21 protein-coding genes and 1 pseudogene are annotated in these 20583 nt (G+C 68.1%); 13 read left to right on the forward strand and 9 right to left on the reverse strand.

The window, feature by feature from the left end; translation table 11 throughout:
* The 5 genes from KDH83_RS19925 to KDH83_RS19945 form a co-directional block, all read right to left on the reverse strand.
* On the reverse strand, positions 1-331 hold a 331-nt coding region (locus KDH83_RS19925; RefSeq protein WP_212319070.1), incomplete at its 3' end, for a hypothetical protein.
* 56 nt (positions 332-387) lie between these two features.
* Positions 388-1704, reverse strand: a complete 1317-nt coding sequence (locus tag KDH83_RS19930; protein ID WP_249205228.1) for a M48 family metallopeptidase — start codon at positions 1702-1704, stop codon at positions 388-390.
* A gap of 382 nt (positions 1705-2086) precedes the next feature.
* On the reverse strand, positions 2087-3580 hold the full coding sequence (locus tag KDH83_RS19935) for a cytochrome c (protein ID WP_249205227.1): 1494 nt from the start codon (positions 3578-3580) through the stop codon (positions 2087-2089).
* The gene (locus KDH83_RS19940; RefSeq protein ID WP_212319074.1) at positions 3577-5232 is read right to left on the reverse strand and encodes a GMC family oxidoreductase; all 1656 of its coding nucleotides are present in this window, start codon (positions 5230-5232) and stop codon (positions 3577-3579) included. The genes KDH83_RS19935 and KDH83_RS19940 overlap by 4 nt, the downstream gene beginning before the upstream one ends.
* A complete protein-coding gene (locus KDH83_RS19945; RefSeq protein ID WP_349291646.1) occupies positions 5229-5843 on the reverse strand; it encodes a sugar dehydrogenase complex small subunit in 615 nt (204 codons plus the stop codon). Before KDH83_RS19945 ends, KDH83_RS19940 begins: the two co-directional genes overlap by 4 nt.
* A gap of 170 nt (positions 5844-6013) precedes the next feature.
* On the opposite strand from KDH83_RS19945, the gene KDH83_RS19950 reads away from it, so the two are divergent.
* The gene (locus KDH83_RS19950) at positions 6014-6664 is read left to right on the forward strand and encodes a DsbA family oxidoreductase (protein ID WP_212319076.1); all 651 of its coding nucleotides are present in this window, start codon (positions 6014-6016) and stop codon (positions 6662-6664) included.
* Positions 6665-6746: 82 nt separating this feature from the next.
* Here the strand turns inward: KDH83_RS19950 and KDH83_RS19955 are convergent, their stop codons facing one another.
* Positions 6747-7454: a GntR family transcriptional regulator gene (locus KDH83_RS19955; RefSeq protein ID WP_212319078.1), complete on the reverse strand. Its 708-nt coding sequence runs from the start codon at positions 7452-7454 to the stop codon at positions 6747-6749.
* Between the two features lie 214 nt (positions 7455-7668).
* Here KDH83_RS19955 and KDH83_RS19960 point away from each other — a divergent pair, with 214 nt between their 5' ends.
* The 10 genes from KDH83_RS19960 (at position 7669) to KDH83_RS20005 (ending at position 17274) form a co-directional block, all read left to right on the forward strand.
* On the forward strand, positions 7669-8460 hold the full coding sequence (locus KDH83_RS19960) for an SDR family oxidoreductase (RefSeq protein WP_212319080.1): 792 nt from the start codon (positions 7669-7671) through the stop codon (positions 8458-8460).
* A 165-nt stretch (positions 8461-8625) separates the two neighbouring features.
* The gene (locus KDH83_RS19965; RefSeq protein WP_212319082.1) at positions 8626-9837 is read left to right on the forward strand and encodes an ABC transporter substrate-binding protein; all 1212 of its coding nucleotides are present in this window, start codon (positions 8626-8628) and stop codon (positions 9835-9837) included.
* A gap of 57 nt (positions 9838-9894) precedes the next feature.
* Positions 9895-10797 carry a branched-chain amino acid ABC transporter permease gene (locus KDH83_RS19970; RefSeq protein ID WP_103271345.1) on the forward strand — a complete coding sequence of 301 codons (903 nt, stop codon included), beginning with the start codon at positions 9895-9897 and terminating at the stop codon, positions 10795-10797.
* Positions 10794-11771 carry a branched-chain amino acid ABC transporter permease gene (locus KDH83_RS19975; RefSeq protein WP_212319084.1) on the forward strand — a complete coding sequence of 326 codons (978 nt, stop codon included), beginning with the start codon at positions 10794-10796 and terminating at the stop codon, positions 11769-11771. Before KDH83_RS19970 ends, KDH83_RS19975 begins: the two co-directional genes overlap by 4 nt.
* On the forward strand, positions 11768-12532 hold the full coding sequence (locus tag KDH83_RS19980) for an ABC transporter ATP-binding protein (protein ID WP_103271347.1): 765 nt from the start codon (positions 11768-11770) through the stop codon (positions 12530-12532). Before KDH83_RS19975 ends, KDH83_RS19980 begins: the two co-directional genes overlap by 4 nt.
* Positions 12525-13241 carry an ABC transporter ATP-binding protein gene (locus KDH83_RS19985; RefSeq protein ID WP_212319086.1) on the forward strand — a complete coding sequence of 239 codons (717 nt, stop codon included), beginning with the start codon at positions 12525-12527 and terminating at the stop codon, positions 13239-13241. Before KDH83_RS19980 ends, KDH83_RS19985 begins: the two co-directional genes overlap by 8 nt.
* A gap of 157 nt (positions 13242-13398) precedes the next feature.
* The gene (locus KDH83_RS19990) at positions 13399-14151 is read left to right on the forward strand and encodes an SDR family NAD(P)-dependent oxidoreductase (protein WP_212319088.1); all 753 of its coding nucleotides are present in this window, start codon (positions 13399-13401) and stop codon (positions 14149-14151) included.
* A gap of 8 nt (positions 14152-14159) precedes the next feature.
* A complete protein-coding gene (locus tag KDH83_RS19995; protein WP_212319090.1) occupies positions 14160-14933 on the forward strand; it encodes an SDR family oxidoreductase in 774 nt (257 codons plus the stop codon).
* Between the two features lie 5 nt (positions 14934-14938).
* On the forward strand, positions 14939-16639 hold the full coding sequence (locus tag KDH83_RS20000; RefSeq protein WP_212319107.1) for an FAD-dependent oxidoreductase: 1701 nt from the start codon (positions 14939-14941) through the stop codon (positions 16637-16639).
* Between the two features lie 26 nt (positions 16640-16665).
* Positions 16666-17274 carry a glutathione S-transferase gene (locus tag KDH83_RS20005; protein ID WP_212319092.1) on the forward strand — a complete coding sequence of 203 codons (609 nt, stop codon included), beginning with the start codon at positions 16666-16668 and terminating at the stop codon, positions 17272-17274.
* 144 nt (positions 17275-17418) lie between these two features.
* Here the strand turns inward: KDH83_RS20005 and KDH83_RS20010 are convergent, their stop codons facing one another.
* Together KDH83_RS20010 and KDH83_RS20015 are read right to left on the reverse strand one after the other, a co-directional pair.
* Positions 17419-17874 carry a hypothetical protein gene (locus tag KDH83_RS20010; RefSeq protein ID WP_212319094.1) on the reverse strand — a complete coding sequence of 152 codons (456 nt, stop codon included), beginning with the start codon at positions 17872-17874 and terminating at the stop codon, positions 17419-17421.
* Positions 17875-17973: 99 nt separating this feature from the next.
* A complete protein-coding gene (locus KDH83_RS20015) occupies positions 17974-18204 on the reverse strand; it encodes a hypothetical protein (RefSeq protein WP_212319096.1) in 231 nt (76 codons plus the stop codon).
* Between the two features lie 384 nt (positions 18205-18588).
* On the opposite strand from KDH83_RS20015, the gene KDH83_RS20020 reads away from it, so the two are divergent.
* Positions 18589-19098, forward strand: coding sequence for a DUF3828 domain-containing protein (locus tag KDH83_RS20020; protein ID WP_212319098.1), 510 nt, complete (start codon positions 18589-18591; stop codon positions 19096-19098).
* A 130-nt stretch (positions 19099-19228) separates the two neighbouring features.
* On the forward strand, positions 19229-19795 hold the full coding sequence (locus KDH83_RS20025; RefSeq protein WP_212319100.1) for a hypothetical protein: 567 nt from the start codon (positions 19229-19231) through the stop codon (positions 19793-19795).
* Positions 19796-19929: 134 nt separating this feature from the next.
* On the opposite strand, the pseudogene KDH83_RS20030 reads toward KDH83_RS20025, so the two are convergent.
* Positions 19930-20583, reverse strand: a pseudogene (locus KDH83_RS20030) (DUF3100 domain-containing protein); the annotation flags it as partial.

Raw genomic sequence — 20583 nt, forward strand, 5'->3', positions numbered from 1 at the left:
CGCCGCCGCGCACCCGTATGCCTTCCTCGCACAAGGTATAGCAAGGCTTGCGCGGGCCGAACATCATCCACAGGCTGGACAACAGCGCCAGGCCCAGCAGCGAGAACAGCAGGACTTCCATCGTCGTCAGATGGCGGGAGGACAGCGCGCCATACAGCACCGCGGCGCCCGCGCCGCCGCACAGCACCGGCAGCCCGACGGAATGCGGCGTGATCTCCACGCTGCCGCGTCCGGCCGCCTCCAGCCGCTTCAGCTCGGCGACATACGCGTCGCGGTCCGCTTGCGCATGCGTGGAGAATTCTTGTTCCAGCGAGGATGCGATGTCACTCATGACGTCTCCAGAAGGGATAGGCAATACGAAACCTGCGCGGCGCGGGTTGCCGGCGCTCAAGCCGATACGGCGGATTCCAGCCCCAGCTCGACCAGCAGCGCGGCGTCGCGCGGATCGCGCGCGCGGGCCAGCAGCTCGGGCGTGATGGCCACGCCCAGCGCGTCCAGGCGCTGCTTGAGCGGCGGATGGGTGTCCAGCGGATGCGCCTGCTGATCCTGCAGACGCTCTTGCGGATCGTCCAGGCCATGCTCGGCGACCAGCCGGCGCACCATCTTCAGCACGCCGCCGCGCTCCTCTGCCGGCGCCTGCTGATTGTGCGCCAGCGCCGCGTCCACGATTCGATGCAGCCCGGAAATGCGCAGCAGCGCCAGCGCCGATGATTCCGTGCCGGCGATGCGGCTGCCGAACGCGTCGGCCGCCAGTTCGCGCTCACGGCTCCAGTGATGCATGGCTTCCTCGAAACTCGCGAGGAACCATTTTCCATACAGCGTGATCGGCGCGGCGAACCAGGCGCGCGAGCCGTCGTCCTTCTCGTCGTGCTCGTTGGTGATGGCGAAGATGCTGTCCAGGAAGCTGCGGTAAATGGGCGCGAAACGCAGGCTGTAGCCCGTGTCCTCGCCGGTGAAATGGCCAAGCTCGTGCGCGATCACCGCGGACACCTGGGCGCGGTCCAGGAAAGCCATGTAGGGCAAGGGCAGGTACAGCACGCGGCCGTCCGGCACCGGCTGGCCGCTGACCAGCGCCACCGGATGCTCGGTGACGAAGAAGCCTTCGTTCAGGCCGACGACGACCGCATCGGGCGCGCGCGCGTCTGTCCGCTTGGCGATCTCGCGCACGAACTCCCACAGGCGCGGCGCCTGGTGCGGCGCCAGCGACTGGCCCATGAGCAGGATGGGTTCGGATGCGCCCTGGCGTCCGGACAGGCGCAGCGCGCCATACAGCATCTTGAAGCCATACCAGGCCAGCGCCAGCGCGACCATGGCGAGGAACACGCCCAGCTTCACGCCGCCGTCCGACACGCCCGGCCGGCTCAGGATGATGATGGCTTCGAAACTCAACAGGGAGATCAGGCCGCCGAACACCAGCACGGTCTGTGACAGCATGAACTTCAGCAACCAGCGGCGGCCGTTCTCGAAGGCCTGCATCAGCGCGTCGCGCGACTGCATGGCCTGCGCCGTGGCACGGCGGATCGCCACCAGCGCCGCGCAGAACGACGCGGTCGCCAGAAGGCCCAGCAACAGCGTCAAGGGCGCCAGCAGCGCCAGCGCGTCATGTACCCACGGGCTGCGCTGGCCGTAGTAACGCAAAGATGTCACCGGCACCGTCGGCAAGGCGCCAACGCGCTGCCACTGCCATAGCGCGATGATTGTCATAGCCACTGGCACACCAAGGCCTAGGACAAAAACCATCCGGCGTATGCGAGCGGAATACGGCACTACGTCGTTCACGATTCTTATTCATTTTTGTGGCGGTGGCCGAGTATATAGCCCGAACGACGGTGAATATCAACGATTTTGTCTGGGAAATATCTCAATATCTCGTGAATGCTTGAGCAAACAAGAATTCAAAAATAAAAATATCGAATTTTTGCGTTCGATATCACTATCACGGTCGCGGCGCCCGGAACGGATTCGTTATCGTCAGGCCATCCTCGAGGATCTGCCCGTGGCTCATATCTTCACTGTAAAGCGTACGGCAACCTGCTCCGACCGCCGCCGTAGCGATGCTGGCATCGTAGAAGGACAACCGGCCCTCCTAGCGCGACCGACGCCTGCACGCCCGCCGCCACGCCAGCAGCAGAAGCAGCAGCACCACCAGGACGGCAACGCCGCCCGGCACCAGATACGGCTGGGCCTTCGCCAGCAGCGGCACGGGGCCGCCATCGCGGGACTGCTGCACGTCCGCGGGCGTGACCCGCAGATCCGGATTGCCGTAGCTCGCCAGCACGTAATTGGAAATGTCCGCCACCTGCTGGTTGGTCAGCGGATTGACGTAGGACTTCTGATCGAAGCGCGGCATCAGCACGTGCTGGTCGCCGACATTGCGGTCGATGCCGTACAGGATGGTCGCGACCAGGTTGGCCGCCGTGCCCGCGCCGGTGGCGGTGTTGTGGAACAGCGAGGGATAGGCCTGGTTGGCGCTGCCCGCGCCGCTGGACTGGTGACAGCTGGCGCAATAGCCGCTGAACAGCGCGGCGCCGGACTTCAGGCTGGCGGTGGCGGTCTGGCTGTCCATGCCGCGCCGCCGCGCCTCGTCGCTGGCCGCGCGGCCCTGGCCATAGGCGGTCCCGGCCGGGCGCTTGCTGTCCGCCGCGGACTCGGGGCCGACCGGCGCGGTGCTCTTCAGGTAGGCCGCGATCGCCCGAAGGTCCGTCTCGGGCATGTGCTGGAAACTGTTCTCGACCGCCTCGGCCATCATGCCGCCAGCCTGGGCCTTGCCGGCGACGCGGCCGGTGCGCAGGTACTGCACCAACTCGTCTTCCGACCAGCCGCCGATGCCGGCAACAGGATCCGAGCTGATGTTCGGCGCGTACCACGGCCCGACGGGGCCGCCGCCCAGCGCGCGGCCGGCGTCCTCGGCCATGAGCGCGTTGCGCGGCGTATGACAGCTGCTGCAATGCGCCAGCGCATTGGCCAGATAGGCGCCACGGTTGATCTGCTCGCTCTTGGACGGATCCGGGGCGTAGCGCCGGTTGTCCAGGAACAGCAGGTTCCATCCCAGCATCGAGGCCCGCACGCTGAACGGGAACGGCAGCTGCGTGACCGGAGCGGGCTGGTCCACCGGCGCCACGCCCTTCATGAAATAGGCGGACAGCGCCTTCATGTCCTCGTCGGTGATCAGGGTGTAGGACGTGTAGGGCATGGCCGGATACAGCCGCGCGCCATCCTTGCGCACGCCCTCGCGCAGCGCGCGGGCAAAATCCGCCTCGCTGTAGTCGCCGATGCCCGCCGTCCTGGACGGCGTGATGTTGCTGGCGTAGATGACGCCCAGCGGACTGTTGATGGGATAGCCGCCGGCATATGGCTTGCCGCCGCCGGCCTGCGTGTGACAGGCCAGGCAGTCGGCGGCGATGGCCAGCGAGCGGCCGCGCTCGAGCAGGCGCGCATCGGCCTCGGCCGGCGCTTGCGCGGCGGCGCCGGCGGCCAGCCCCAGCCATAGCGCCGCGCCCAGGCCGCGACGCAGCCAGGCGCGCGGGCGCCGGGAAACGGGATCGGAAACGGCATGCGCGGGGCGGGCGGCGGGCATCATGCGGCGGCATCCATCTGTTTGGCGATGGCCGCCGCGGCCTTCAGGCCCAGGGCGGCCATGCTCAAGGTGCTGTTCACCACGCTGGCCGAGGGCATCGCGCCGCCGCCCGGCAGCCAGAGATTGTCGTGGTCGTGCGCGCGGCAGTCGCCGTCCACCACCGAGTCCTTGGGATTGGCGCCCATGATGACGCTGCCCATCATGTGGTTGTTGGCGTTGAGCTGCGTCGTGATGCGGAATTCGGTGGCCTGGAACAGCGTGCCGATATGCCGCAGCTGCGCGTGGGCGGCCTCGGCGCCCTTGCGCACGTAGTCGCCCACGTCGTAGTTGACGTCCGGACAGGGCAGCCCCAGCGGATCCATCCGCGTCTTGCTCAGGGTCAGGCGGTTGTTGGGGTCCGGCAGCGGCTCCAGGCTGATCGACAGGTCCACGCCATGCGCGGCGCGGCGGCGGATCTCGGCATCCAGCGCCTTGCCGGCCAGTCCCATGTCCATGGCGGCCTGCGTGGCCGACGCGACCTGGGTGATGTTGTTCAGGATCATCTTGTTGGCCGAATAGGCCGAACGGAAGGCGCCGTCGCGCGGCCCCACCAGGCAGCTGCTCTGCGCGGGGCCGCGTCCCGGCCAAAGCGGTTCGCTGGCCAGGAAGAAGCAGTGGAAGCCCGAGTGGTCCATGATGTTGCGGCCCACCTGGTCGGACGAGTTGGCGATGCCGGCGGGGTTGCGTTCATTGGCGGCCATGAGCAGCAGGCGCGGGGTTTCCAGCGCGTTGCAGGCCAGCACGAAATGCCGGCCGGTGGCCTTGTGCGATTTGCGCGCCTGGTCGTACCAGTGCACGGCGGTGACGCGGTTGTTCTCGTCCGTGTCGATCTTGTAGACCACGGCCTGCGGCAGCACGATGGCGCCCTTCTCCTCGGCCGCCTGGACATGATGGATGCCGTTGTACATGGCGCCGACCGGACAGATCGGCTGGCAGTTGTTGTTGCCGCAACAGGTGGGACGGCCGCGCCAGGGCCGCGTGCTGCGGCCCTGGGGAATGGGCACCGAGCGATAGCCATGCGGGTTCACCACGTCGGCGAAACGCTGGTCGCCATAGGCCCACGGCACCATGTCCATCGGGTAGGGGCCGCTGCGCTCGACCGGCGATTGCTGCGCGGGATCGTTGGGACCGGCCACGCCCATCTCGTTCTCGGCCTGCAGGTAGTAGGGCTCCAGTGCCTCGTACGAGATCGGCCAGTCGCGGCCCACGCCGTAGGCCGATTGCATGCGCAGGTCCACCGGCAGATGGCGCCAACAGGAAGCCGCCCAATGCCAGGTGGTGCCGCCCACGGTGCGCAGATAGCCCTGCTTGAAGCCGCTGCCGCTGGGGCCGGTCAGGTGGACGTAGTTGTTTTCCGGGAAGTACAGCGGCGCGGGCGCCAGCGGGGACTGTGGATACAAGCCCTGGAAATCGGATCCCAGGCGATTGGCGAAGGGCATGTTGCGCCAGTTTTCCACGGCCTGGGCGCGCTCGATGCGCAGGCCGGCCTCCAGGATCAGCACGGAGTGGCCGCGGGCGCTCAGCTGGTCCGCGATCATCGCGCCCACGACGCCGGAGCCGACGACGACGATGTCCGCGCGCGCGTCGCCGTCGGCGGAGAATTCTGCTTGTCTCATAGGGTTGCGCCAGGTGAAGCGATCAGGGGAGGCTCGGGCGACATGGCCGCCGGATCCGGCGGCGCCGCTGTCCACCAGAGCGGGCCATAGCTGCAATAGGTGGGCACGGTGAGCGCGTCGCGCACGGGCTGGTACATCAGCGCGTCTTCATAGGCGACGACGACGGCGGCCGGCCCGCGCCCCACGGTGCCCGTGTACCAGGCGGCGACGATGTCGCTGGCCAGGTCCTGCAGCCCGGCCTGCCTGGCCGCGGCCATCAGCGCGTCGGCGGTGGGATGGCTGGCCGCCAGCGCGGCCAGCCTGGGCCAGTCGCCGGCCTGGCGCACGCCGGAACGTTCCAGCGCATCGCGCATGCGGCGCGCGGTGACGGGGTTCAGGTGGGCGTGGTCGGTCAGCGCGCGCGACAGCGCGAGAAACCCGTCGTCGGCCACGGGCGCGGCCGACGGTTGCGCGGCGGGTTGAGCACAGAGCAGGGAGGGATAGGCGAGCAGTCCGGCTTCAAGCGCGACGCCGGCCAGGCCCAGCATGAGCGCGCGGCGGCGCGGCAGCGCGGCCTGCGTGTCGGTCTCGGAAGGATCCGGGGCCGGGCTGCCTGAGGAGGGCGATTCCACGGTGATCTGTCCTTTCCAGTAAAACACTGCGGTTTACTTTATCGGATGCACCTGACAGGAAGGTGTACTGTACACCTCTGCCCCATGGGCAACAATTTTCCATTTTCCGCATTGCCGCGCGGCGGGTTTCATGCCCGGCCGCGCCAAGCCCATATTTCCCGGAGCGTTCCATGGCAAAGATAAGCATCGATTTCGTCTCGGACGTGGCCTGCCCGTGGTGCGCGGTGGGCCTGGGCGGCCTGCTGGCCGCGATCGAACGGCTGCGCGGCGAGGCCGAGGTCGAACTGCATTTCCGGCCCTTCGAGCTGAACCCCGACATGCCCAAGGGCGGACAGAACACCATCGAGCGCCTGATGGCCAAGTACGGCTACGACCGCGAGCGCATCCAGGCCAACCGCAAGGTGATCAGCGAGCGCGCGGCGGCCGTCGGCATGCCGATGCTCATGGCCGACGACAACCGCTCCTACAACACCTTCGACGCGCATCGGCTGCTGCATTGGGCCGGGCTGCAGGATCCCGCCCTGCAGGTCGCGCTGAAGAAACGCCTGCTGGCGGTCTATCACGACGACAACCTGGACACGAGCGACGCCGAGGTGCTGGCGCGCGCGGCGGCCGACGCCGGCCTGGACGAGGCGCAAGCGCGCGAGGTGCTGGCGTCCGGCCGCCATGCCGATGAGGTCAGGACCGAGGAAGCGCAATGGCGCGATCGCGGCATCACGTCGGTGCCCTCGGTGATTCTCAACGGCAAGTACCTGGTGTCCGGCGGCCAGCCGCCGGACGTGTTCGAGCAGGCGCTGCGCCAGGTGGCGCAGGAAGGCTAGGTTCCGGATCCGGGGCTTGCCATCGCGGGGCGCGACGTATCGGGATGCGGCGTGGCGGGACGCTGCGTCTCGTTCCCCGGGCTCAGACCCGTCCGCCCAGCTGCGCCAGGCCCGGCTTGGCCCCGGTCGGCCCCAGCTTCTCGTAGTTGTTCTTCAGGATGATGCCGGCGTAGTACACGTGCTCGCGCATCAGGTCTTCGGCGCGCGCGCCGTCGCGCCCGATGATGGCGTTGACGATGCGGTGGTGGTCGTCGTGCGAGCGCAGGATGATGCCGTGGTCTTCCCACAGGATGATGCGGTCCGACGCATAGGGTATGGCCTGGGCCTGCGTGGCGAAGCGCCTGACCCAGGGATTGCCTGCGGCTTCCAGGATGCTGTTGTGCAGCGTGATGTTCACCTGCTGGTACGGCATGTGGTCATCGGGCAGCAGCACGCCCTTGCCCAGGATGCGGTCGCCTTCGTCCAGGCAATTGCGCAGGGTCGCGACCGCGTCGTTCGACAGGCCGCGCATGGCCGCCTGGCGACAGGCCAGCCCTTCCAGCGCGGCCCGCACCTCGTAGGCCGCCACGATCTCGCCGATGTCATAGGCCCGCACGGTATAGCCGCGCTTGGGCAGGTGTTCGAGCAGGCCCTCGTTGCCCAGGGTCGCCAGGGCGGCGCGCACCGGCGTGCGCGACACGCCCAGCTTCTCGGCCAGCGGGATTTCCTCCAGGCGCGCGCCTGGGCTGAACTTGCCGTGCAGCACCCAGTCCCGCAGCGTGTCGGTCACGTGTTGAGATAGCGTATCCATGCGGCATTGTATACATGAAGAATACATACGTTCCCGCAGCCCGGCCCACATCAGGGCTTTCCCCAGTCATTTTCCCAATGAAGACTGATTTCCATCAAAGCGAGATCAGGGAAAGCCCTTATATATGCGCGACCAGCATGTATACATAATCGCAAAAAATTTAAAGCAGCCGTCGCCGTTTCCCAGGCGGGCGGCGCGATCGCCAGGAGACAGCATGTCCAATGTATCCACGCCCGCCGCGGGCGCCGCTTCCCGTCTTGCCCTGGTCACGGGCGGCGGCGGCGGCATCGGCGCCACCATCTGCCAGGAGCTGGCGCAGGCCGGCTACCGGGTCGTGGTGTCGGACGTGGATGCCGGCCGCGCGCGCCGCGTGGCCGACGAACTGGGCGCGCCGCACGATGCGCGCGCCTTCGACGTCAGCGACGAAGCCTCGGTCATGGCGGCTTTCGACGACATCGAGACGCGCCACGGCCCGATCTCGGTGCTGGTCAGCGCCGCCGGCCTGCTGCTGTTCCAGGACAACGGCGAACGCCCGCTGATCAAGGACACCACGCTGGATATCTGGGAACGCAGCTTCGCCGTGAACGCGCGCGGCGTGTTCCTGTGCGGACGCGAATTCCTGCGCCGCCGCGAAGCCGCGCCGGTGCCGCACGGCCGCGTCGTCACCTTCAGCTCGGTGGCCGCGCAGCTGGGCGGCTACCGCTCCAGCGCCTCGTACATCGCCGCCAAGTCCGCCGTGCTGGGCCTGACCAAGGCCATGGCGCGCGAATCCGCGCACCTGGGCATCACCGTGAACGGCATCGCCCCGGGCCTGATCGACACCGACATGCTGCGCAGCACCGTCACCAGCAGCGGCGCGCTCGCCGCCGCCGCGCAGGCCATCCCGCTGGGCCGCATCGGCACGGTGCAGGACGTGGCCGCCGCCGTCCGCTTCCTGGCCTCGGAAGACGCCGCCTACATCACGGGCAGCATCATCGATGTCAACGGCGGCTACCGCATGCAGTAGCAACACCCAGCCGTTCCACGCAGTCGTTCGAATCCGGCGGCATGTCCGCCCAGTACCCAGCCCAGCGCCAGTCCCGGTCCGCTTCGCGCCATGCCCGCCGCACAGGGCAGCATCCGGCGCGGACGGTCCTGACGGCAAAAAAATGATCAGCAACGGGAGACAACCATGAAGACCAGCAGTCGCTTCGCCGCCGCCGCGCTTTGCGCGTGGGCGGTCGCCGCCGGCGCCCAGGCCCAGCAAGAGCCCGGCATCACCGACAAGACCATCAAGATCGGCGTGTTCGCGCCGCTGTCCGGCGCCGGCATGGCCTACGGCTTCGACGTGATGAACGCGGCCAAGATGTATTACGCCAAGATCAACAAGGAAGGCGGCATCCATGGCCGCCAGCTGGAGCTGGTGATCGAGGACGATCGCTGCAACGCCAACGACCTGGTCGCGGCCGTGAAGAAGCTGACCGAACAGGACAAGGTCTTCATGCTGAACGGCGGCTCCTGCTCGGCCGCCGTGGTGGCCGCGCGCGAATACGTCGAGCGCGAGAAGATCCCGCTGCTGATGCTGAACGCCTCGGGCGACGGCGCGCTGTACCCGCCGTCCAAGTACATCTACGGCGCGTTCTCGATCTCGCAGCACGCCGTGGGCGGCTCGATGGTGCAGTTCGCCTCGGAACACCTGAAGGCCAAGAAGGTCGGCTACATCAACCACGATGACGCCTACGGCGGCTGGAACCTGGAAGCCGCGCGCGCCCAGGCCAAGCAGCTCGGCGGCGTGGACCTGCAGGTGCAGTCGGTGAACCCGAACATCACCGACGTGACCGCGCCCATGCTGAAGATCCGCGCGGCCAATCCCGACGTGCTGCTGCTGACCACCTACGCCCGTCCGGCCGCGCTGATCATCAAGAAGGCGCAGGAACTGGGCTGGAACAAGCCCATCGTGCTGGCCGTCAACGGCACCGCCGACTTGAAGCAGCTGGTGGAGAACGTCGGCAACAAGGACGCCTTCAAGAACGTCTACATCCAGGACGTGCTGTCCGACCTGCCCGGCGGCCCCAAGCTGACCTGGGTCTACGACATGTACAAGCAGGCCTATCCCGACCTGGCCGCCAAGCCCGGCCATCCGCAGACCTATATGCCCTACGGCATCCCGCCGGCGATGGCGGTGGTCAACGCGCTCAAGGCCGCCGGTCCGCAGCCCACCCGCGAGAAGGTGCTGGCCGCGCTGGAAACCATGAAGTTCGATTCCGGCGTGATGGCCGGCCCGATCGAGTTCGGCCCGAATGACCGCGCCGCGCAGGAATCGGCCATCTACATCAAGTTCGACGGCACCAGCATGTCGCTGGTCCCGGGCGCCTTCAAGAGCGTCTGGCAGTACCAGCCTTAATCACACGGGCAGCGCCCGCGCGATGGCGCAGCATCGCGCGGGCCGCCGGAGACCATCATGAGTTTTGCCGATATCTGGTTGTTCCTGCAGCAGGGGGTGCTGTCGGGACTAGTGACGGGCAGCGTGTACGCGCTGCTGGCCGTCGCCGTCGTCATCGTATTCAAGACCACCGACGTGCCGAATTTCGCCCAGGGCGAGATCTTCATGGTCGGGGGCTACATCGCATTGTTCCTGACCCTGGTGCTGGGCTGGCCCTACCTGGTCGTGATTCCCGTCACGCTGCTGGCGGTGGCCGTCGTGGCCGCGCTGTTCCAGCGCGTGGTGATGGAGCGCGTGATCGCGTCCAAGGGCGTGGGCGTGCAGCTGGTGATCGCCACGCTGGGCCTGGCCTACGCGCTCAAGGGCCTGGTGCGCCAGAGCGGCCTGGGCGACACGCCGCGCTCGCTGCCGCCGCTGGCGCCCACCGACGCCATCATCATCGGCGACGCCGTGCTGACCCAGCTGGACCTGGTGATCTTCGCCGTGGCGGTGGCCGTGATGCTGCTGCTGTTCTGCATGTTCCGCTATACCCGCGTCGGCCGCGCCATGCGTGCCGTCGGCATGAATCCCAAGGCGGCGCGCCTGACCGGCGTGAACCTGGCCCGCATCCGCATGCTGGTATGGGCGCTGGCCGGCCTGATCTCGTCCGTGGCGGCCCTGCTCATCACGCCCAAGATCCTGATCACCCCGGACATCGGCCACATCGCCATCCTGGCCTATGCCGCGGCCATCGTGGGCGGCATCACCAGCCTGCCCGGCGCCGTGGTCGGCGGCTTCGTGATCGGCGTGGCCGAGAACCTGGTGGGCCTGTTCATTTCCACCAACGCCATCGTGGTCGCGCCCTTCGTCGCCATCATGGTCGTGCTGCTGCTGCGTCCGCAAGGCCTGCTGGGCGGCAAACTGCAGGTGAAGAAAGTATGAAAACCAACCGCATCGACCACGCCCTGCTGGCGCTGATGGCCATCGCGCTGGCCGCGCTGCCCTTCTTCGCCAGCGGCTATGTCATCTACGTCGTCAACCTGCTGCTGGTGTTCGTGGTGCTGGCCCTGGGCCTGCACCTGGTCATCGGCGAGACCGGCCAGTTCGCGCTGTCGCACGCCGCCTTCTACGGCGTGGGCATCTATACGGCCGGGCTGATCAACAACCTCTGGCATCCGCCCTTCTTCGTCTCCATCGTGGCCGGCGGCCTGCTGGCCGCCCTGATGGGCTATGTGATCGGCGCGCTGGCGCTGCGCATGCGCGACATCTACCTGGCGCTGTCTACCTTCGCCTTCGGCGAGGCCATGCAGTGGGTGTTCCTGAACTGGGATGCCGTCACCAACGGCTCTAACGGTTTCCGCATCTCGCCGGCCACGCTGCTCGGCTACGAACTGGTGTCGGACATCAAGGCCTATCCCTTCGTCGTGCTGATCGCCGCGCTGCTGCTGTGGACCACCGTGCTGCTGTCGCGCTCGCAGCTGGGCTCGGCGTTCCGCGCGGTGCGCGAGAGCGACGTGGCGGCGCAGGCCATGGGCGTGAACGTCAACGCGGTCAAGCGCGCGGCCTTCACGCTGTCGGCGGCCTATGCCGGCATCGCCGGCGGCATGTACACGCTGTTCGCCTCCTTCATCCACCCCGAAAGCCTGGGCTTCCAGACCACCATCCTGATCCTGACCATGGTGGTGGTGGGCGGCATCGGCTCGGTGCGCGGCGCCATCGCCGGCGCGCTGATCTTCGGCCTGATCTCGGAACTGCTGCGCCAGGCGCTGTCGTTCCAGGAAATCATCTATGGCGTGATCCTGATGGGCTTCATGATGTTCGCTCCCAAGGGGCTGTTCGCCGGCCGCCAGGGCGCGCGCCGCGCGGCGGCGTCCGCCGTGGTTGCCGCCAAGACCAAGCAAGGGAGCGCCGCATGAGCCAGCACCCCCACCTCGAGGTGCAGGGCCTGACCGTCAAGTTCGGCGGCCTGACCGCGATCAACGGCCTGTCCATGCAGGTCGAGCGCGGCCGCATCCACGCGCTGATCGGCCCGAACGGCGCCGGCAAGTCCACCACCTTCAACTGCATCTCGCGCTACTACCGCCCCACCAGCGGCCGCATCAGCTTCGACGGCGCCGACATTACGCGCAAGAAGCCGCATGAAATGGCCGCGCTGGGCGTGGCGCGCACCTTCCAGAACCTGGAGCTGTTCGGCGCGCTGTCGGTGCGCGAGAACGCGCTGCTGGGCACCTACGCGCACGGCGCGGCCACGGCCGGCGCGCTGCTGCGCCCCGCCGGCGCCGAGGCGCGCGAGCGCGTCGAGCACCTGCTTGAGCGAGTCGGCCTGGCCGACTTCCTGGACACGCCGGCGTGCAGCCTGGACTTCGGCCGCCAGAAAATGCTGGAACTGGCCCGCGCGCTGGCGATCTCGCCCAAGCTGCTGCTGCTGGACGAACCCGCCGCCGGCCTGCGCAACCGCGAGATCGAGACGCTGGACCGCCTGCTGACCGAGCTGTGCGAACGCGACGGCATCACCGTGCTGCTGGTCGAGCACGTGATGCAGCTGGTCATGTCGATCTCGGATCGCATCACGGTCATGTCCTTCGGCGAGAAGATCGCCGAGGGCACGCCCGCGGAGGTGCGCAGCAACCCCCGCGTCATCGAAGCCTATCTGGGCAAGGGAGCCGCCGGTGGCTGACTATCTGCTTGAAGTCGAGGCGGTATCGGCCGCCTACGGCAATATCCGCGCCCTGCAGGACGTGTCGCTGAAGGTGCCGCAAGGCGCCATCGTGGCGCTGCTGGGCGCCAACGGCGCGGGCAAGTCCACCACGCTGAACGTGATCTCGCGCCTGGTCGCGCCCACCGCCGGCAGCGTGCGCTTCGCCGGCGAGGCCATCCACCGCCTGCCGGCCGAAGCCATCGTCGGACGCGGCATCGTGCAGGTGCCCGAGGGCCGCGAGATCTTCCGCGACATGAGCGTGCGCGAGAACCTGGAAATGGGCGCCTACCTGCGGCGCGACCGCGGCGCCATCAAGGGCGACCTGGACATCGTCTGCGACACCTTCCCCCGGCTGCGCGAGCGCCTGGAGCAGAAGGCCGCGACGCTGTCCGGCGGCGAGCAGCAGATGCTGGCGACCGGCCGCGCCATGATGGCGCGGCCCCGCATGATCCTGCTGGACGAGCCGTCCATGGGGCTGTCGCCGCTGGTGGTGGAGCAGATCTTCGAGATCATCCTGCGCCTGAACCGCGAGCAGGGCATCACGATCCTGCTGGTGGAACAGAACGTGAAGCTGGCGCTGTCGGTGTCCAGCTACGCCTACATCCTGGAGAACGGCGAGCTGGCTCTCGAAGGCGAATCCGCCGCGCTGGCCGAGGACGAGGCCGTGCAGAAGGCCTATCTAGGCTAGTCCCCCGAAGCGCCTGCGGCGCCTCCCCCCAAGGGGGCGCCGCGACGGACCGGCGGAGCCGGATCCGTGCGGCCTCGCCTGGGGAGGACTGCGGCATGCGGCGCGCGGCGCCTTGGATGACCGGATTGAAGTGGGTGCGTGGATCGGGAGAAACGAAATGACGTCGATACAAGACAAGCTGGTATTGGTGACGGGCGCCGGGCGCGGGCTGGGCGCGGCGATCGCGGCGGGCTTCGCGCGCGAGGGCGCGCGGCTGATCGTCGCGGACCTGGACGCGGCGCTGGCGACCGCCAGCGCCCAGGCCATCCGTGACGCCGGCGGGCAGGCCGTCGAGGCCACGCTGGATGTCACCGACGCCGCAGCGGTGCGTGCCTTCGCCGCCGATTGCGCGGCGCGCCACGGCAATATCGACGTGCTGGTCAACAACGCCGGCATCTCCGCGCGCGCCGCCTTCGACGATCCCCGGACGCCCGAGATCTGGGACCGCGTCATGGGCGTGAACCTGCAGGGCGCGTTCAACGTCACGCATGCCTTCGTCGAGCAGCTCAAGGCCGCGCGCGGCGCCATCGTCAACCTGTGCTCCATCGTCGCCTACGGCTGCGGCATCTCGACCGCCGGCTACGTGGTGTCCAAGGGCGGCGTGCGCTCCTTCACCGAAGTACTGGCGCGCGACCTGGCGCCGCACGGCGTGCGGGTCAACGCCGTGGCGCCCGGCCTGATGGAAACCGACATGACGGCCGGCCAGCGCGCCCAGGACCACGGCACCGACTGGTACATGCGCCGCGCCCCCATGGCGCGCGCCGGCCGCGTCGACGAGATCGTCGGCCCGGTCCTGTTCCTGGCCTCGGACATGGCCAGCTATGTGAACGGCGTGGTGCTGCCCGTGGACGGCGGCTACCTGGCCGTATAGGAGACATCATGAACGCATCGAGTCCGGCGCGGCCGGCGGCCGACGAGCCAAGGGCCTGCCCCGGCAAGGCCCTGGTCACCGGCGGCGCCAGCGGCATGGGGCTGGCCATCGTCGAGCGGCTGGCGCGCGACGGCTACGCCGTCGGCATGGCCGACCGCAACGGCGAGCTGGCCGCGCGCGAAGCCGCCGCGCTGCGCGCGCAAGGCCTGGACGTGGACCATCGCGTCGTCGACCTGGCCGACGAGGCCGCCACCCGCGCGCTGGCGCGGGAACTGGCGCCGCTGGCCGCGCTGGTCAACAACGCCGGGCTGTTCGACGAGCGCAAGTTCTTCGACGTATCCAGCGACGACTACCGCCGCATGTACGAGGTGAACCTGCTGGCCGTGGCGACGCTGACGCAGGAAGCCGCGCGCGACATGGCGCCCGGCGGCAAGATCGTGAACATCGCCTCGCGCGCCTACCTGGGCGCGAAGAATCATCCGCACTACGTGGCCTCGAAGGCCGCGCTGGTGGGCTATACCCGCGCCTCGGCCATGGAACTGGCGCCGCGCGGCATCCTGGTCAATGCGATCGCGCCCGGCCTGATCGACACGCCGCTGCTGCGCAACCTGTCGCCCGAGCGGCTGGCCGCGCAGCTGGCGCTGCAGCCCACGGGCCGCGCCGGGCAACCGCAAGACATCGCCAATGCCGTGTCCTTCCTGGCCGCGCCGCACATGGACTTCATCACAGGCCAGGTCATTTTCGTGGACGGCGGCAAATCGCTGGGCGGATCGGGAGCATGAGCAGCATGGAAGGCATCAAATGGGACCTGGAGGTCGACGCGCTGGTCGTCGGCTCCGGCGCGGGCGGCATGGCCGCCGCGCTGACGGCGCGCGAGGAAGGGCTGGACGTGCTGCTGGTCGAGAAGACCGACCGCATCGGCGGCTCCACCGCCATCTCCGGCGGCGCGCTGTGGATCCCGCTGAACGCGCAGAGCGAGGGCGCGGGCCATCCCGACACCTTCGAGCAGGTCTGGACCTATCTGCAGCAGACCGTGGGCGCCGCGTCTTCCGACGCGATGAAGCGCGCCTACCTGGAAGCCGGACCGCGCATGATGGACTACCTGGTCGAGCGCGGCCACTTGCAGGTGGCCGCGCGCACCGCCTCGCCCGACTACTACCCGGACCGACCCGGCGCCGCCATGGGCGGACGCTCGCTGGACCCGGTGGAGTTCGACGGCCGCAAGCTCGGCGCGAAGTTCCGCGAGCTGCGCGACCCGCTCAAGGAATTCACCGTGCTGGGCGGCATGATGGTCAACATCACCGACGTGCGGCACCTGCTGCGCGCCACCCGCTCGTTCACGGCCTGGCGCCACAGCATGAAGCTGGTGCTGCGCTACGCCGCCGACCGCCTCGGCGGCCGCCATCGCGGCACGCGGCTGCTGCTGGGCAACGCGCTGGCGGCGCAGCTGTTCCACGGCCTGATCCAGCGCGGCATCCCCTATTGGCTGAACACCGCCGCGCGGACGCTGCACCGCGACGCCGATGGCCGCGTGCTGGGGCTGGCCGTGACGCGCGAGGGCAAGACGCTGAACATCCGCGCGCGCCGAGGCGTGGTCATGGCCACTGGCGGCTTTCCGTGGGACGCGAAGCGGCGCGAGCAGACCTATCCCAAGCCCGCCGGCCTGTGGTCCATGTCGCCGCGCGACAACGCCGGCGACGGCATCCGCCTGGCCGAGCACGCCGGCGCGGCAATGGGCAGCGACTACGCCAGCCCCGCATTCTGGGCGCCGGTGTCGGTGCTGGAACGCGCCGGCCAGCCGCCGCTGCACTATCCGCACCTGGTGTGGGACCGCGCCAAGCCCGGCCTGATCGCCGTCAATGCCCAGGGCGAGCGCTTCGTCAATGAATCGACCTCGTACCATGAGTTCGTGCAGGCCATGCAGCGCTCGCCGGCCGACGCCGTCCCGGCCTTCCTGGTCTGCGGCCAGCGCTTCATCGACACCTGGGGCCTGGGCCTGGCCCTGCCCGGCGGACGCCCCCGCCAGCACCTGATCGACGCCGGCTATCTGCTGCAGGCGCCGACGCTGGCCGCGCTGGCCGGCCGCCTGGGCGTGCCCGCCGACAAGCTGCAGGCCGCCGTCGCGCGCTACGACACGCACGCGGCACAGGGCCAGGACCCCGACTTCGGCAAGGGCAGCACGGCCTACAACCGCTACCTGGGCGATCCCGAACACCAGCCCAACCCGTGCCTTGCGCCGCTGGGCGATGGCCCCTACTACGCGGTCAAGGTCTACCCCGGCGACATCGGCACCGCCTGCGGCATCGCCGCCAACGAACACGCCCAGGCGGTCGACGCCGCCGGCCAGCCCATCGCAGGCCTGTACGTGGCGGGCAACGACATGCAATCCGTGATGGGCGGCGCCTACCCGGCGCCCGGCATCACCCTGGGCCCGGCCCTGACCTTCGGCTGGGTGGCCGGACGCCACCTGGCCGGCGCGACTTCCTGACGCCAGCAACCGACAAGGATCCTTCCATGAAAATCTATTTCTCCCCCGCCTCTCCCTTCGTGCGCAAATGCCTGGTGGCCGCGCATGAACTCGGCCTGGCCGATCGCATCGAAAAGCTGCCCAGCGCGGCCGGCCCGGTCGCGCGCGACCAGACCATCATCGCCAGCAACCCGCTGGGCCAGGTGCCGACCTTCTTCACCGACGACGGCCAGGTGCTGTACGACAGCCGCGTGATCTGCGAATACCTGAACGTCCTGGGCGGCGGCGCGCTGTTCCCGGCCGAAGGCAAGCCGCGCTGGCAGGCGCTGACGGAACAATCGCTGGGCGACGGCATGCTGGGCGCCGCGCTGCTGGCCCGCTACGAAACCGTGCTGCGCCCCGAGGCGCTGCGCTGGGACGGCTGGTACGAAGGCCAGATGGGCAAGGTGCGCGACGGCCTGGCGCTGCTGGAACAGAACACCGCCGCGCTGGCGCAACGCGTGGACATCGGCACCATCACCATCGGCTGCGCGCTGGGCTACCTGGACTTCCGCTATCCCGACTACGACTGGCGCGCCGGCTTCCCCGCCGTGGCCGCGTGGTTCGCCGCGTTCAACCAGCGCCCGTCCATGCAGGCCACGCTGCCGCACGCCTGAGCACGGCGCTCCGCTTTTTTAGGGCGGGCCGCGAGGACTGGGGATTCCCGCCGGGCCCCGGGCCGAACGCCCGCCTGGTACGGCGCCTATCGGGCCGCCGCTGGGCCCCTGGCGCAAGCCAGGGGCTTTTTTTCGTTCATGCGCCTAACAACGACCGCCCTTGATCTGAGCCAGCAGGACCTTGAAGTCCTCTTGTCGCATCATATCGCCGTACATGACGGAGATCTTTTCTTCCGTGTTTTCCAGTCTGTTGAAAGCATGCTCAAACTTCGAACTATCGATACGCTTTAACCCACAGACCGCATACAGCCTGGCCACACCACCTCTACCGTCGTCCTCAACGATTGCCGAGAATATCTGGCTTGCTTCAGGACTTTTCTGTATCTCGAGCATTCGCTTCTCGGCATCGGAGACGCGTCCGATGAAGCCGACCATTCCGAGGCTAAATTGAGGCGCGTCCAGGGCGGATGTATCCACCTCGTCAGCCACGGCGACCGCGGGCAGCCAGGAAAGCAACAGCGCAACCGTCAGTGTCTTGAATTGGAGAGCCTTGCCCCGCAGTGGTTGAAAGGAAGCTGATGCCGCGATTGTTCTTTTCATTGACTGACTCCAATGTGACGAGTGATCGTGCCTATGCAACATTCGCTGAATGCTCTGCCGACTCATGCATCAACTCGGTTCTTTTCGGATGGCCCATGGTTATTGAATAAACAAGAGCCTATGCGCCATTCTTCCGAGGATCACCGATAGAGACACCAAGGCCAGGAAACCAGGAAGTTCGAGATTCCTCCGAAGTTCTTTTCCTCTACAGACCCTGAATAGCTGATAGCCGCCCCACAAGAGCACCGCGATGAGCAGCATCGTGGCAAAGGTGGACCAACCTTCATTCAAGCGGCTCCAGGACCACATGGTGTCGAGAAACTCACGCATCTTTCGTTTTCAGTCTCAGCCCCTCGGAGCATTCTTGATGAGTATTGAATCGCATGAAATGCGACAGCCAAACCAAGTCTGAAACTAGGCGGTGACGAGACCCCAATACTCAATTGAACGGTGCTCGAAACATCGGATAGAGCCACCTGGTGGATCAATCAACATCACCAAGGGATTCTATATTTCCCTCTTTGAAAACAAGGCTCCAATGGTGGTTCCCATTGAAAAATCGGACCTGTCCTAGTACACAAGGACGATCAGCCCGGCCCACCGCGACATCGAAAAAGACCCGGCACATAACTGCGATCTACCGTGATCTCCGCAAGACTGCGCTATGCTGCGATCCGCTAACTTCGCCCCTATCCAGCAGGCAGGAACCGCTCCATGAAACGCCTTTTGACGCTCGTCCTGTGCGCCGCCGCCCTCCCCGCCTACGCGGGTTGTCCCGCTCCCGAGCAATGGGCGCGTGATTTCCAGAAGAAGCACGCCGATTTCCACTGGAACGCCCAGCGCCACGACCCGGCGCTGTACACGCCCGCGTTCGACGCGGCGCTGCGCAAGGAATGGGCCTACGCCAAGGGCGAGGTTGGCCGCCTGGACTACGATCCCTGGCTTGGCGCGCAGGACGGCGACATCGCCGAGCCCATCGCCTTCGAGGCCGAATCCGTGCAGGAAGACGCGGCGGTGGTGGCCATGCGTTATGCCTTCGTGCTGGATCCCGGCACCGCGCCCGGCAAGCACGCGGCGCACCTGGTGCTGAAGAAGGAAGGCGCGCAATGCTGGCGCCTGGACGACTTCATCACGCCGCGCGGCGACTCGCTGATGCGTCTGTTCGCCGGCGATCCGGAACAGCCGGAGGCCGGCCCGACGGGCAAGGCAAGCGGCGCGCGCTGAGCCCCGCCGGCCTGGCGGCGCATGGCGCCGGCCGCAGGACAGGAGTACATTGGACTTGCCTGGTCGGGCGGAACTCTCGCCCCGCCGGCACGCTCCAAGCCTTCAGTCTCGGATGCCCAGGGAGCCCCGCATGAACATCGCCGCGATCTCGCCCGTGCCCCGCGTCGCCGCCCCGTATCCGGCGCGCATCCCCCTGCTGGACGACACCCGCCCGGTCTGGGAAACCGAATTCGCCGCCCGCCAGGCGCAACGCGCCGCGCAGTTGCGGGCGGGTCGCAATGCGCAGCCCGTCGCCAACGCGCGCATCGCGCAAGTCCCGGCAGGCGACGGACGCGCCGATGCCGCCACGGCCACAACGCCGCGCACGCCCGCCCTAGCCGCCACGCCCGCACAACCCACCGTCGATGTCGACCTGCTGCGCGACCAGCACGCGGATTTCCGCATGCGCCGGGCCATCGACGACTTCGTCGCCGCGCCCGCCCAGCCGTCCGCCAATGGCGCGCAGGACCTGGGCACCATCGCCGGCCTGGCGCCGCTGCAACCCTACCGCGTTGCCATGGGCAATCCGCAGGTCCAGGAATTGCAGACGGCCGTGGCATTGAAGGCCGCCGGCCTGGGCATCCCGAAGGTCGCCAACATCGGCCCCGTCGAGAACGCCACCGACAACGCGCGCTACCGTCCCGGCGCGCGGACCTAGTCGCCGCCCCTGGCCCTGGCCGCAACGGGTCGGCCGCAGCGTGGCCGGTGAGCGCCCGGCCCGTCATCGCGCAACAAGACGCATGAAAAAAGCCACCCAAAGGGTGGCTTTTTTCATCGAGGCAACGCGCCGCTTCAGTGGAAGAACTCGGCGATCATCGTCGCGCCCAGGAAGGTGCCGGCGTTGGCGGCCAGCGACACGACCACGATCTTCCAGCCCAGCTTGCGGAAGGCGGGCAGGTCCTTGAGGATGGACAGGCCGGCCATCGCCAGGATCACCGTGGTGAAGGGCAGGAAGTTGACCTTGCCCACCAGCGCGATGATCTGCTCGGAGTACGGCAGCACGCCGGGGCAGCCGGCGGTCATGGCCAGCACCGACAGCACGAACACGGCCGGCAGCTTGGGAATCACGCGCAGCAGCAGGTCGGTCAGCACCACCAGCGCCAGGATGATGAGCATGCCCGGCAGCGCGTCCAGGATCGGCACCTTGTAGCCGAACTGGTTGCCCACCAGCGCGAACAGGCCGCATACCGCATAGGCGGTGAGGCGGTCGCCGAAGCCCAGCTTGGAGCCGTGCGCGGGCGTCTCATCGGCCGTGGCATCGGCGGCGACGGTCTCGTCGGCCTTGGCGCGCGAGAAACGGCCCAGCACCGGCTCGAGCTTGCCGTACAGCCAGATGGTGGTCGGCAGCGAGATGAACAGCGTGAAATACACGCCCACGACGGGGGGCAGCAGGTTGGCGGCGGGGGCCAGCGCGGCCCCCCCGGGCGCCCTTTCCGGGGGCTGCCG

Source organism: Achromobacter sp. Marseille-Q0513, assembly GCF_018195695.1.
Classification (GTDB): Bacteria; Pseudomonadota; Gammaproteobacteria; order Burkholderiales; family Burkholderiaceae_B; genus Achromobacter.